This is a genomic window from Sphingopyxis sp. JAI108 (assembly GCF_013410105.1).
In the GTDB taxonomy this organism is placed as follows: Bacteria; Pseudomonadota; Alphaproteobacteria; order Sphingomonadales; family Sphingomonadaceae; genus Sphingopyxis; species Sphingopyxis chilensis.
In genome coordinates this window covers 165,821-180,031 of sequence record NZ_JACCCJ010000005.1, presented here as the reverse complement: position 1 = coordinate 180,031, position 14,211 = coordinate 165,821, and the positions used below count along the sequence as shown (strand labels likewise).

Annotated in this window: 9 protein-coding genes; 4 read left to right on the top strand and 5 right to left on the bottom strand. The window is 65.1% G+C overall.

The features are described 5' to 3' along the window. Positions 1-7: 7 nt before the first annotated feature. From HDC29_RS18460 to HDC29_RS18445, 4 genes are all read right to left on the bottom strand, one after another. Positions 8-1,903: a family 43 glycosylhydrolase gene (locus HDC29_RS18460; protein WP_257018381.1), complete on the bottom strand. Its 1,896-nt coding sequence runs from the start codon at positions 1,901-1,903 to the stop codon at positions 8-10. A gap of 8 nt (positions 1,904-1,911) precedes the next feature. Next, positions 1,912-3,033, bottom strand: a complete 1,122-nt coding sequence (locus HDC29_RS18455) for a hypothetical protein (RefSeq protein ID WP_218844765.1) — start codon at positions 3,031-3,033, stop codon at positions 1,912-1,914. Positions 3,034-3,055: 22 nt separating this feature from the next. Beyond that, entirely contained in the window at positions 3,056-4,633 is a 1,578-nt protein-coding gene (locus tag HDC29_RS18450; RefSeq protein WP_373562837.1) for an arylsulfatase, read from the bottom strand. A 65-nt stretch (positions 4,634-4,698) separates the two neighbouring features. Continuing rightward, entirely contained in the window at positions 4,699-5,823 is a 1,125-nt protein-coding gene (locus HDC29_RS18445; RefSeq protein ID WP_218844763.1) for a hypothetical protein, read from the bottom strand. A gap of 95 nt (positions 5,824-5,918) precedes the next feature. Here HDC29_RS18445 and HDC29_RS18440 point away from each other — a divergent pair, with 95 nt between their 5' ends. Then, positions 5,919-7,376: a sulfatase-like hydrolase/transferase gene (locus HDC29_RS18440; RefSeq protein WP_179499746.1), complete on the top strand. Its 1,458-nt coding sequence runs from the start codon at positions 5,919-5,921 to the stop codon at positions 7,374-7,376. A gap of 86 nt (positions 7,377-7,462) precedes the next feature. Next, complete coding sequence (locus HDC29_RS18435) at positions 7,463-10,183, top strand: TonB-dependent receptor (protein ID WP_179499745.1); 2,721 nt, start codon at positions 7,463-7,465, stop codon at positions 10,181-10,183. Positions 10,184-10,269: 86 nt separating this feature from the next. Here the strand turns inward: HDC29_RS18435 and HDC29_RS18430 are convergent, their stop codons facing one another. After that, a complete protein-coding gene (locus HDC29_RS18430) occupies positions 10,270-11,997 on the bottom strand; it encodes an arylsulfatase (protein WP_179499744.1) in 1,728 nt (575 codons plus the stop codon). A 206-nt stretch (positions 11,998-12,203) separates the two neighbouring features. Here HDC29_RS18430 and dgcN point away from each other — a divergent pair, with 206 nt between their 5' ends. Both dgcN and dgcA read left to right on the top strand, forming a co-directional pair. Next, on the top strand, positions 12,204-13,241 hold the full coding sequence (gene dgcN / locus HDC29_RS18425) for an N-acetyltransferase DgcN (protein ID WP_179499743.1): 1,038 nt from the start codon (positions 12,204-12,206) through the stop codon (positions 13,239-13,241). Next, entirely contained in the window at positions 13,199-14,188 is a 990-nt protein-coding gene (gene dgcA, locus HDC29_RS18420) for an N-acetyl-D-Glu racemase DgcA (protein WP_179499742.1), read from the top strand. Before dgcN ends, dgcA begins: the two co-directional genes overlap by 43 nt. The last annotated feature ends 23 nt before the right edge of the window (positions 14,189-14,211 follow it).

Genomic DNA, 14,211 nt, shown 5'->3' with positions numbered 1-14,211 from the left:
GGCGCGCCTAGTCGCGCGCGGCGCCGATCCGCGGGATGCCGATCGATTCGGTATCGCCGATATCGATCGGCACCAGCCCGAAGTGCATACGCCAGGGCGCGGTCGGGTCGTTGCCGAACATCGTGTACCAATAGCGACCCTGCTTATCGCGGAATGCCGTGCCATGGCCGCCGTGCGGCGCCCCCATGCGGCGCTGCGTATAGGGACCGAACAGGCTCTTCGAGGTGCCGTACATCATGTCGTAGGTGCCATGCGTGCGCAGCGGCCCGTGCCATTCGGCGCCGGTCAGGAAATAGACGCCGTTCGCCTTGATCAGCCCGTTTCCTTCATAACCGACATGGTCGCCGTCGGCGTCGACAAGTTTGCGCACCGGCCCCTCGAAGCCGCTGCGCGCGGCGTTGAGTTTTCCGATGCTGCCACCGCCCCACAGGAAATAAAGGCCGTCGTCATCCTCGAACGGAAAGCCGTCGATGCCTTTGACGAAGAAGCTTTTGGTGACATTTTCATAAGGCCCATCGGCCTTCCCGGTCGTCGAGCGATAGAGCCAGGTCTTGCCGCCGACGCCCTTCTCCATCACCGAAAAGGCGAGATAATAGGTTTTGTCGCGCGCCGACCACATGATCTCGGGCGCCCAGAGCTCGGCGATATTCTTGCCGAAATCATAGCCCATGCCCTCCCACTTCCAGATGAAGCCGACCTCGTCCCACTGCTTGAGGTCCGACGAGCGCCACAGCTTCACCCCGCCATCGGGCTTGTGATAGCCATAGCCGTCGAGCGTGCCGACGAGATAGTAGAAGCCGTCGCCGCCGAGCGTCACCGAAGGGTCGCGCATCGTCTCGCTGGTCACCAGCGCCTTGCGCGCGGCGACGGCGCTATCCTCGGTGATCACCGACGCCGCCTGCCGCAGCCGCCCGTCGGGCGCGCGTTCGAGTGGCACAAGCCCGACCTGTTCGCAGAACATCGCAAAGCCGTCGTCGCATTTGGGGTTATAAACCGCGGCGAGCCGATCATCGTCGAGCCGCACCAGCGACCCGCGGCCGGCGTGCGGCACCGCGAGCGCGCGCATCGTGAACGGGCCGTAGGGCGTTGGCGCCTCTGCCACGAACAGATCCTCGGTCGCGGTGCGCATCCGCCCCGTGACCTCGCTCGCGGCAAGAACATAGCGGTCGCCGTCGCGGACCATCGCCGCGCCGCGCGTTCCGACGCGGGTGCGTACCGGCCAATCCTTGCCGACCGGCGGATGCTTGGCGAACAGCGCCTGATCGGGTTTGAGGAAGCGCGGCGCTTCGGCGAGCTTGCCGAAACCCGGAGCCAGCTTCGCAATCGAGCCGCCACCCCAGAGCAGATAGCCGGTGCCGTCCGTATCGACGAACAGTGACACGTCGGACGCACCATCAACAAGGCACGGCGAAGCCTTGAACGCACCCCCCGGCTGCGCCGCAAGCCCCGTCGCGACGCGCGCGCAACCGGTCTTGTCGGAAAAAGCCAGATACAGCTTGTCGCCCGCAACCGTCACCGACGGGGCCAGATAGCGTTCGGACACGTCGCCGGGCGCGATGCCCTCGCCCGAAATCCTGGCCGGGCCGATGCGCGTCCATGTCGCCGCGTCGGGCGAGGTCCACAGTTCGACGCCGTGCCGCGCGCCGCTACGCAGGCTCGTGCCGGTGAGGATCCACCCGCCCCCCGGCAGCCGCGCGACCGACGCGTCGCCGATCGGCCGTTCGGCAAAGATCGCGGCAACCGGCTTGGCGTCTGCGGCGGGCATCACCGTCGCATTCTTGTCCATCGACGGGTGGTCGGCGAAGATATCGTCGGCGACGGCACTCTTCAGCTTCTGTTGCGCTTCGGCCGACGGCGCCAGCGACAGCGCCGCCAGCGTCAGGCCGGTGATCCAGGTCTTCATCTGCACGGTCATTTACCCTTCTGGAGCGCCTTGAAGTCGTCGAATATCGTATAGTTGGGCGCGGCGCTGCCGTCCGCATTCTTGCGGATCGTCGCCGGCGCGAACACGCTGTTGATCAGCCACGGCGTCTTGTCGGGACCGAAATTGTTCGACATCGAACGTCCCTGCTTGAAGCCATAGGTCGCGACTGCGAGCCGGCCGGTGTCGCGGAACATCTTCATCTGGTTCGCGACATAATGTTTGCGGTTCTCGAACCACGGGCTCATCCGCAGGAAGTCGTCCCATTGCGCCTTGGGGAACGGCGTTTCGAGCGCTGCCTTGATGATCTGCCAGTTCTGCGCGGTGCGCGGTGCCTGATATTTGTCGGCAAAGGCCGGCGCGACGACGCCCTTCATATTCTGCTGCCACCACCAGATGAGCGAAAATTCGGTGACGATGAATGTCTGCTCGGACCGCATGCGCGGCAGGATATAGTCGAGGAAGGGCTTCGACGCCTCGATCGCCGGGATATGCGGGTGGATGTTGACCCCGTCGAGCTCGGGCGTCGCCTTGACGAACGCCATCCAGCGTTCGGTCGACGCGGTCTGGTTCTTCTTGAGATCCATCCGGTTGAGCGCGCCCATATAGAGGCGGGTCTTACAGTCGCCGGGGCACGCCTTGGCGCGATAGTCGATCACGCGCTTTGTCATCGCCTCGTAAAAGGCGTTGAGATCGAGGTCGCGGTCCTGCTCGCGGCTTTCGATATAGGGTTCGTTGCCGACGACGAGGATATCGACCTTGCCGACCACGAGCGGCAGCACCGCATCGACACGCGCCAGTTCGCGCGCGAACGCCGGCGTGCCCGCCTTGGGGAAATCGCCGCGATTATAAGGAAATTTCAGCGTCAGGATCGTCTTGTAGCCGCGCGCATGGGCATCGAGGATCGCCTTGACCGCGCCATGGTCGGCGGCGCCGCGGTCGAGCTGCGGCATCGGCACGAACAGGCGGACCCAGCGCGCGTCGGCCTTTTCGAGGTCGCGGTAATCGACGTCCTCATAATGCTCGTTGTAATTCGCCCCCAAAATGCCCTGCGCCTGGGCTAAGCCCGGCAGCCAGGCGAGCGCCGCGACGGCGGTCAACAATCCCCGCATTTTCATCTCCTCATGATCCTGGTCACGGGCGGCTGCGGCCGTCCTTTTCGATTTTGTCGAGCCAGCCCGCCAGCTTCGCGGTGAGGTCGGGCATTTTGTCCGCGAGGTTCGCCCGCTCGCCGGGATCGCCCGCCAGATTGTAGAGCTGGTGCCGCGGCAGCGTCCCGATCGCATTGCCATGAAACTCGTGCGGCTCGACGCTGCCGCGAATGAATTTCCAGTCGCCGGCACGCAGCGCAAGGATGCGCGCGCCGCTGCTCGCGACGGTGGTCCCCGTCGTCACCATCAGCTTGGTATCCTCGATCACATGGTCGCGGCCGCGCGCGCTACGCCCCATCAGCGGCATCAGCATGTCGAAGCTGTCGACGGCGGCATCGCGCGGCAGCGCCTGCCCTACCAGCGCCGCCAGCGACGCAACCATATCGACATGATCGACTAGCGCCTCCGACACATGGCCTTCGCGGACATGCCCCGGCCAGCTGACGATCATCGGCACGCGCGTGCCGCCTTCGTAAATGCTGTATTTTCCGCTCTGGTACGGACCCGACGGCTTATACTCACCCGCCAGTTCGACCGCCTGGTCCTCATAACCGTCGAACAGGATCGGCCCATTGTCGCTGCTGAGGATCACGAGAGTGTCGTCGGCGATGCCAAGCTCGGCGAGCTTGTCCATCAACGCGCCGACGGTCCAGTCGAACTGGACGATCGCGTCGCCGCGCGGCCCCATGCCCGATGTGCCGGCGAAGCGTGGATGCGGCGCGCGCGGGACATGCGGCTCGTTCATCGCGAAATAGAGGAAGAATGGCTTGTCCCTGCGCGCGGTCACGAAATCGACCGCCTTGCCGAGCAGCTGGTCGGTCAGCTCCTCGTCCTTCCAACGCGCCGCGTTGCCGCCGGTCATGTAACCGATGCGGCTGATGCCGTTGACGATCGTGTTCGAATGTTCGGGATCGCCCTTGAACTTCAGCTGTTCGGGATGTTCGGCACCGGTCGGCTCGTCGCCGACCTTAGACTTGTAATCGACGCGGATCGGGTCGGCGGGATCGAGATTCACGACGCGCCGGTTCTCGATCAGTACCGTCGGCACGCGGTCGAGCGTCGCGGGCATGAAATAGCCATAGTCGAAGCCGACATCGAGCGGCCCCGGCGCGATCTCGCCGTTCCAGTCGACCTTGCCGTCGCCGAGGCCGAGGTGCCATTTGCCGACAACGCCGGTCGCATAGCCCGCCTTCCTGAGCATATGCGGCAGGGTGAACTGGCCGGGGCGGATCAGCGCGGGGGCATCGCCGGGCAGGATCTGCGTTCCCGACGCGCGCCAGGCATAATCGCCGGTCAGCAGGGCATAGCGCGACGGCGTGCAGGTGGCGGAGGGCGAATGGGCGTTGAGGAAGCGCGTCCCGCGGGCGGCGAGACGGTCCACGTTGGGCGTCTTGAGATTTGTCGCGCCGTAACAACCCAGATCGCCATAACCGAGGTCGTCGGCATAGATGACGATGATATTGGGCTTGGTGCGCGGGGTGGCCCCCAAGGCGACACGCGGCAGCGCGACCGCTCCCGCGCCCGCCAGCAGCAGCGCCCGACGCGACAATATGGATTTCACGACCCTCTCCTAATCGACTTGAGTAGGATATATCTGATTTATTATGAGCGCGCAACGCGGCGGGGCTATTTCGCCTGCATCCGTCGGAAATCGTCTATCCACGCGTAATTGAATGCCGCGGTGCCGTCGGGATTGGGACGGATCGTCCGTCCGGCATAGACGCTGTTTAGCAGCCACGGCGTCTTCTTCGGACCGAAATTGTTCGACATCGAACTGCCCTGCTTGAACCCATAGGTCGCGACCGCCAACCGGCCGGTGTCGCGGAACATCTTCATCTGGTTGGCGAGATAATGTTTGCGGTTCTCGAACCACGGGCTCATCCGCAGGAAATCGTCCCACTGCGCCTTGGGGAAAGGCGTTTCGAGCGCCGCCTTGATGATCTGCCAGTTTTGCGCGTTACGCGGCGCCTGATACTTGTCGGCAAAGGCCGGCGCGACCGGCTTGGTCAGATTCTGCTGCCACCAGCCGACGAGCGAAAATTCGGTGACGATGAATGTCTGCTCGGGCCGCATCCGCGGCAGGATGTAGTCGAGGAAGGCTTTCGACAGCTCGATCCTGGGGACGTGCGGGTGGATATTGACGCCCTCGATCTCGGGCGTCGCTTTCACATAAGCCAGCCAGCGTTCGGTCGACGGCGTAATATTCTTTTTGAGGTCGAGCCGGTTGAGCGCGCCCATATAGAGCTTCGTCTTGCACTCGCCGCCACAATTGGCCTTGCGATAAGCGATGATGCGGCCCGCCATCGTTTCGTAAAAGGCATTGAGGTCGAGGTCGCGGTCCTGCTCGCGCGTTTCGAAATAGGGCTCGTTGCCGATCACCAAAATATCGACCTTGCCCATCACCAGCGGCAGCACGGCATCGAGCCGCGCGAGTTCGCGCGCAAACTCCGCGCTTCCCGCCTTGGCAAAGTCGCGGTCGGTTTGCGGCCATTTCAGCGTGAAGATCGTCTTGTACCCCCGCGCACTCGCTTCAAGGGTGGTGCGGATGGCGCCATGCTCCGCCGCGCCGCGATCGACCTGCGGCATGGGCAGGAACAGGCGGATCCATTTGGCGCCCGCGTCATCGATTTCCCGATAATCGACATCCTCGAAATGCTCGTTGAAATTCGCGCCGAGCGCGCCCTGCGCCGCAGCGGCGCCGGGGTGCATCATCGTTGCGGCACCAGCGGCCCAAATCCATTTCCCCGGCATTTCGCCCTCCCGTTCTGTGCTGAAACCTTGACTCATCTTAATTATACGATAATACAGATATAACGATGGCGTACAGCCGGGCAAGGGAGGAATGGATGAAATCGGCACGGCACACGCGGAGATGGGCGATCGGGGCGGCAGGGGCCGCCCTTTTCGCGATGCTCGGCGCCGGCGTGGCACCCGCCCATGGCGTCGCCCCCGCTGACACGCCAGCGAAATCGGCTCCGCACGCGCCGGCGCGGCAGCCGAACATCCTCTTCATCCTGATCGATGACATGGGATATGCCGACCTGTCGCTGACCGGCAACAAGCTGGTTGCGACGCCGAACATCGACGCGCTCGCCCGCGACGGCATGGTGATGACGCAATTCTACGATGCCGCGCCGATCTGTTCGCCCTCGCGCGCCGGCTTCATGACCGGTCGCTTCCCTGCCCGCGATCGTTTCGTGACCTATATCCACGATCGCAAGCGCAACCGTAACTTCGGGCAGGCCGACTGGCTCGACCCGTCGCTCCCCATGCTGCCGCGCCTGATGCGACAGGCCGGCTATGCTACCGGCCATTTCGGCAAATGGCACCTCGGTGGCGGGCGCGACATCGGCGACGCGCCGCTGCCGTCAGCCTATGGCTTCGACGAAAGCTATACTCAATGGGAAGGCCTCGGCCCGCGCGTCCTGCCGACCGACCTTACCAACAAGCTGGGCCAGCAGAGCGCCGAACTGGGACAGGGCCCGGTCGAATGGCTGCCGCGCGCCGAGATCACCGGCCGCTTCATCGACAAGACGATCGATTTCGTGGGGCGCAGCAAGGACCGTCCGTGGTTCGCGCAGCTGTGGCTGACCGACATGCACACGCCGTGGGTGCCCAGCGCCGCGCAGCTCGCCGCGACCAAGGGCAAGGGCGCCACGCCGCGCGAGGACCAGTTCCTCGCCGTGCTCGTCGCGATGGATGCCGAGATCGGCCGGCTCGTCGATGGGCTGCGGCAGGCCGGCGAGCTTGACGATACGCTGATCGTCTTCACCTCCGACAACGGCCCCACCATCGGCGCCGATACCCCGGGGTCGGCGGCGCCCTATCGCGGCCGGAAAGCGAGCCTGTACGAAGGCGGAATACGCCAGCCTCTGATCGTGCGCTGGCCCGGCCATATCGCCGGCGGCGGCCGCGACGCACAGAGCGTGACGCAGGCGGTCGACCTGCTTCCGACCCTCGCGGCCATCACCGGCGCCGAAAAGCCAGCGGGGATCGACGGCATCGATATGTCCGCCGCCTGGCGCGGCCAGCCGATCGCCACGCGCCCCGACATCTACAGCCATATCGCACGCCCCGGCGGCGAAGCCTTCGGCCCGCTCTATTCGATCCGCTCGGGCCCGTGGAAGCTGTTGATGAACGCCGACGGCGGTGGCGCCGAACTCTACAATATCGAAGAGGATCGGCGGGAACAGCGTGATCGAAAGACCGAAGATCCCGCGACCGCCGCCAAGCTGTCGGCGAAGCTTTCGAAGTGGATCGCGAGCTTGCCGCAACCAGCCTTTCCCCGGCGCCGCGCCAGATAGCGCACGGGCAGCTAACCGGCGGCTTCGCGCCGAATTTTATCATATTAATTCTATACATATCAGATTTGAAGGGGGAGAAGTTCACAATGCGAAACAAGATAATCCTGGCGTGCACGACATCGGCCTTGGGGCTCATCGCCATGCCTTCGGCGGCGCTGGCACAGGACCAGGACGGGCAGGTCACCGTCGACTCGGCGCCCGAAGATCCGCAGGCCGACGACGCGATCGTCGTCACCGCAATTCAGCGCAGCCTCGAAACCTCGCAGGCGATCAAGGAGGATTCGGACCAGATCGTCGATTCGATCGTGGCCGAGGATATCGGCAAGCTGCCCGACGTCACCGCGACCGAATCGCTCGCGCGCATCACCGGCGTCCAGGTCGATTATGCTAATGGCACCGCCGCCGGCACCCGCGTGCGCGGCCTGCCCAATATCGCGACGACATACAACGGGCGCGAACTCTTCACCGGCCAGGGCCGCGCCGTCGCGCTCCAGGATTTCCCGTCGAGCAGCATCGCGCGCCTCGACGTCTATAAATCGGGCAGTGCCAATCTGCTCGAACCCGGCGTCGCGGGCCTGATCGACGTGCGTGCCCGCAAACCGCTCGACTTCAAAGGCGACCGCATCGCGGGCGGCATCAGCGGGGTGCATTGGAAGCAATCGCAAAAGCTGGGCGTCGACGCAAACCTCCTCCTCAGCAAACGGTGGGACACGGGGATCGGCGAGATCGGCTTCTTGATCGAGGGATCCTACACCGACCTCAAATTCCTCGATTCCTCGCGCAACGTCGCGCAGGCGATCCTCGTGCGCAACAACGTGCCCGGGCTCGGCACGATCCGTTATCCGTCGTTCGTCAACATCAACTATAACACCGCCGACCGCTATCGCCCGTCGGTGGCGACCGCGCTGCAATGGCGGCCGAGCAACGAACTCGAATTTTATGCCGACTTCCTGTTCCAAGGCTATCGGAGCAGCGGCTATGGCAGCAACCTCCAGATCAACTCGGGCGTGCAGGCCAATCTGAGCGACATCGAACTGTTCTCCGGCACCAACCAGGTCAAGAGCATGACGGCGACTGCCGGCGGCATCCCGACCGGCAACCAGAATGTCGTGACGGGAAAGACCGACACCTATCAGGCGGGCACCGGCTTTATCTGGAAGCGCGACGGGCTGAAGATCACGGGCGACGTCGCCTTCACCGATTCGACCTTCACGCGGCGGACGACGCAGTTCAACTATTCGCTCGTCGTCCCGCAACCGACGCGCACCTATGATTTCGACACCGATATCGGCGCCGGTGGCGGCACCGTCGTCGTCGACGATTTCCCCGTCAACGACCCGTCGCGCTATCGCATGGTGGGGCTCGGCGAGAATGGCGAGCGCAACCACGGCCGCGACTGGCAGGGGCGGCTCGACCTCGATTACCGGATGGGGCCGACGGGCATTACCAACGTCCAGGCCGGCGTCCGCTTCAACAGCCGCGACTTCGATTTCGCCAATTATTCGGAAAGCGGCAACGCGCCCGCCGGCCAATTCTATTCGCTGCTGCCGCTCGAATACAGCACCGTCGCACCGGGCTTTCGCGGCGACAAGGTGCCGGTCACGCGCGTTTTCCTGACCCCGACCACCGACAGCATCATGGACAATCTGGACTTCCTGCGCGACCTCACGGGCGACCGCACCGAAGTCCCGCCGCTCGACCGGGTCTATTTCGGCAACGAAAAGGGATATGCGGGCTATGTCCAGGGCCGCTATGCCTTCGACATCGGCAGCATGACGGTCGACGGCCTCGTCGGCTTGCGCGCCGTTCGCACCGAGACCGAAATCAACGGCTTTGACCGGGTAACAACGGGCGGCGTTACCACGGTGACGCCGGTGTCGCAGTCGAATAGCTACACCGACTTCCTGCCCAACATCAGCGCGCGCATTCGCCTGGCACCGAAGCTGCAACTCCGCCTCGCTTTCACCGAAACGCGCACGCGTCCCGGTTTCGGCGACCTCAACCCGTCGCTGACCATCGGCGCGCCTTCGGCGATCTGCAACACCGATCCGAACGATGTCGATTGCGTCCGCAATGCTTCGGGCGGCAACGCCGACCTCGATCCGATCAAGTCGCAGAATTACGACGCGTCGCTCGAATGGTATTTCTCGCGCGGCGGCTCGCTGACCTTCGGCGCCTTCCAGCGCGACGTGACCGGCTTCATCTCCGATTTCACGACCGATATCGACGACGCCGAATTCGGCCGGCTGCGCGTCACACGTCCGTTCAACGGCGGCGAAGGCCGCCTGCGCGGCATCGAAGCGGCGTTCCGCACCTTCCTGCGCTTCCCGCAACTGCCCGAATGGCTGCAGAATTTCGGTGTCCTCGCGAACTATACCTATATCGACCATGGAACCGAATTGCCCGATGCGCTGGCCGCGACCCTGCCGGGCAAGCAGCGGATCGCCGGTGTGTCGAACCATATCGCGAACGCGTCGGTCTTTTACGAGAACCAGTCCTTCTCGGCCCGGCTTTCGTATAACTACCGTTCGGACTTCGTGGCCGATTATAACCGGGTCAACGATCCGTTGCTCGGGAATGCGGTGCTCGGCCCGACAACACCGATCATCGAGGATGGCCGCGGCAGCCTCGACTTCAACGCGACGCTCGATCCGACGAAGAATGTGACGATCGCGTTCAGCGCGACGAACCTGCTCGGCGCGGCGGCAACGAACCGCCGGCAATATGACGCCGAGGGCCACAGCTATCCGTGGCAGACGCGTTTCCTCGAGACGATCTACCGCGTCGGCGTCCGCTTCCGCTTCTGATCCCAACCTCCTTGGGTCCCATTGGCCCGCAATCGCCACCTGGCGATTGCGGGCTTCTTTTTGGGGCGCACCGGGCGCCGTGCGCGTCATTCGCCCGCCGCGGCCCGCGCACGCTTGCGCTTCCCCTTGCCGCGCTTGCCTTTACCCGGTCCCGGCGCCTTGCCGCCTTCCAGCCGGCCCTTCACCACGCCGCCGTCGACCTTCCTCGGCCACGGGTCGACGAAGCTTTTCGCGGCCCAGTCCTCCCACTGCTTCGCCATGCGCGCGGCGATGTCGGGGTGCGCGGCGGCAAGGTCGCGCGTCTCGGTCCGGTCGCTGCTCATGTCATAAAGCTGCCAGGGCGTGCCGAATTGCGCGACCAGCTTCCACTTGCCGTCACGCACCGCCTTGTTGCCCTCATGCTCCCAGAATATCGGCACGCTGCGCGTCAGTGCCTCGCCTTCGAACGCGCCGGCAAAGCTGCGCCCCGACATCGGGCGGATGTCGTGCCCGTCGAAGCGCGCCGGATATTTGGCGCCCGCGAGTTCGACGAGCGTCGGCATCACGTCGACCAGATGGCCGGGCTCGCGCACCATCGTGCCGCGAGCCTTCGCGTCGATCCCGGCGGGCCACGATGCGATCAGCGGAGTCGCGATCCCGCCTTCCTCGGCATAATGTTTGAAATAGCGGAACGGCGTGTTCTGGAGTGTCGCCCAGTTGAGCCCGACGAAGACGTTCGAATTCTTCCCGCCCCACGGCGCCGCGCCGGTGCGTCCGTCGGGGCCGCTTTCGGCGTTGCCGCCATTGTCCGACATGAAGAGGATCAACGTGTTGTCGAACTCGCCGCGCGCCTTCAGGTCGGCGACCAGCGTTCCGACCGCCTTGTCCATCCGCGAAACCGCGGCGGCATAGACGGCCATGATCGTGTCGAACCGATCCTTGTCCGCGGCCGACATCTTGTCCCAGTCATAGGCTTCGGGCAGCGCGCCGGGCAGCGCCGCATCGGGGGCTATCAGCCCCATCGCCTTCTGGCGCTCGAAGCGGTCGCGGCGCAGCTTTTCCCAGCCCGCCATATATTTGCCCTTGAACTTCGCGATCTCGTCGGCGGGCGCCATCACCGGGAAATGGACGGCGGTAAACGGCAGATAGAGGAAGAAGGGCTTTCCTTCCGCTTTCGCTTCATCAACGAAACGCACGGTCCAGTCGACCAGCATGTCCGACGCATACCATTCGCCCTTGCCCACTTCGGGCGAATCGAGCCGGGTGCGCTGACCGTCGATCATGGCGAACTCGCGGCCCGGCTGGTTCGGGAAATAGGTCCCGCCCTTGTGAAAGAGGGATCGGTCGAACCCCACTTCTTTCGGCGGCGTGCCGTTCTGCGCGCCGATATGCCATTTACCCGCCATTCCCGTGAAATAGCCTGCGGGCTTCAGCACCTCGGCGATCGTGACCGCGCGGTCGGCGATACGGCCCTGCAAACCGCCCGCCCCGGCGCGCACGGCGCTGTCGAGCCCTCCCATTCCCGCTTCGTGCGGATAAAGCCCCGTCAGCAGCGACGCGCGCGACGGGCTGCAACGCGCCGTATTGTAGAATTGGGTGAAGCGAAGGCCGTTTTTGGCCAGCGCGTCGAGGTTGGGCGTGGCGATCTCGCTGCCATAGGGCCCGATATCCGAAAATCCCATGTCGTCGACGAGGATGACGATCACATTGGGGCGCTTGGCCTGCTCCGCCGGTGCCGGCGCGGCGGACCGTGCCGTGGCTTGCCCGGTCGCCGCGTGCGCGCACGGCCCCGCGAGCAGCGCAAATGCCGCGGCGGTCGCCGCAGCCCCGCGCATGGCACGCCTTATCGACTTCGAAACTTTCATGCTTAACCCTCTCGCAGACGACCCCGATTGAATTGGCCTATTTATCTGACAAGATTTGTCGCAGAAGTATGTTAGTCGAATATATAGCCACCGGTTATGGGCCTGTATCGCCTTTGAAGACGCGCGCACGCCATGCTTCGATCATGATGCCTGCGTCCCCACCTGAGAGGCATTTCATGATCGCCAGCCCCTATCTTCTTTATCTTGGCCATGTGAACGACGAAGTCGGCATCAAGACGTCGCGCGGCCTTGCGGTTTTCCGGCCCGACGATTGTATCGGCGAATTCCGCCATGACGATTGCGAGCTGTCGCTGGGCCTGCCTCGCATGGGCTTTGCCGAAGCGGTCGCCGCAGGCGCCCGGACGCTTGTGCTCGGCATCGCCAATGCGGGGGGCAAGCTGGGCGACGACCTCGTCCGCGATGCCGTCGCGGCGATCGAGGCGGGGCTCGACGTCGCCTCCGGCCTCCACAACCGGCTGCGCGACGAGCCGGCGCTGGTCGAAGCGGCCAGGCGCCATGGCCGCACGCTCCACGACGTCCGCGATCCGCGCCCCGACATCCCGATCGGCAATGGCAAGCGCCGCGCCGGCAAGCGTCTGCTCGCCGTCGGCACCGATTGTTCGGTCGGCAAGATGTACGCGACTCTCTGCCTCGAACGCGCGATGCGCGCGCGGGGCATGGCGGCCGATTTCCGCGCGACGGGCCAGACGGGCATTCTGATCGCCGGCAGCGGCGTGCCGCTCGACGCGGTGATCGCCGATTTCATCTCGGGCGCCATCGAACAGTTGTCGCCCGCGCGCGACGATGACGGATGGGACCTGATCGAGGGTCAGGGTTCGCTTTTCCACCCCTCCTTCGCCGGGGTTTCGACGGGCCTCCTGCACGGCGCGCAGCCCGACGCGCTGGTGCTCTGCCACGACCCCGTGCGCCCGCACATGCGCGGGCTGCCGCACTATCCCATGCCCGGGCTTCGGGAGACCCTCGACGCGAACCTTCAGGCCGCGGGGCTCACCAACCCCGGCGTCCGCGCCGTCGGCGTCGCGCTCAATACCTCCAAGCTTTCGCCTGCCGAGGCAGAACGGCTGTGCGCCGAGACCGCCGACGCGCTCGGCCTGCCCTGCACCGACCCCTTTTCCATGGGAGTAGATCCCATCATCGACTGGATCGCCACATGCTTCGAACCCTCGCCGCGCAAAGCGACGCTTTCCCTCTAGCCCGGCCGTTCCGCATCTCGCGCGGGGTCAAGACCGTCGCGGATGTGGTGACGGTCGAAATCGGCTGCGACGGTGTCACCGGGCGCGGCGAAGGCGTGCCCTATCCGCGCTATGGCGAATCGATCGCGAGCGCGCTTGCGGCGATCGAGGAGGCACGCGGCGCGATCGAGGCCGGCGCGACGCGCAACGAACTTCAGCACATCATGCCCGCGGGCGCGGCGCGTAACGCGGTCGACTGCGCGCTATGGGATCTCGAGGCGAAATCGTCGCGCGAATGCGTCACCGCCCGCCTCGGCCGCCCGCCGCTGGGCGCGACCCCGACGGCGATCACCGTCAGCCTCGACGATCCCGCCGCGATGGGCACCGCCGCCCGCGCGCTCGCCCGCGTCCCGCTGATCAAGATCAAGGTCGACAGCAGCGACCCCGAAACGCAGATCCGCACCGTGCGCAATGCAGCGCCCGCCCCGCGCGTCATCGTCGATCCCAACGAAAGCTGGACCTTCGCCGAGGTCGAGCGGCTCCAGCCCCTGCTCGCCGAATTGCGCATCGACCTGCTCGAACAGCCACTCCCGGCCGACGACGACGACGCGCTCGCGGGCTTCGCCCCACTCGTCCCGATCGCCGCGGATGAATCAGCGCATGTCGCGGGCGACGTCGGCGCGCTCGCCGAAAAATACCAGGTCATCAACATCAAGCTCGACAAGACCGGCGGGCTGACCGGCGCGCTCGCGCTCGCCGATGCCGCCGCCGCCGCGGGGCTGGGCGTGATGACCGGCAGCATGATTTCCTCGTCCCTGTCGATCGCGCCCGCGCTGATAATCGCGGCGCGATCGGCCTTCGTCGATCTCGACGGCCCCTTGTGGCTGGCGAACGATCGGCCGGGCGGCGTCGGACACGGCACAGGTGTCTTGACGCCGCCCGCACGAGGCTTTTGGGGAACGGCATAAAGTCCTTAGCTATGTAAGAAAAA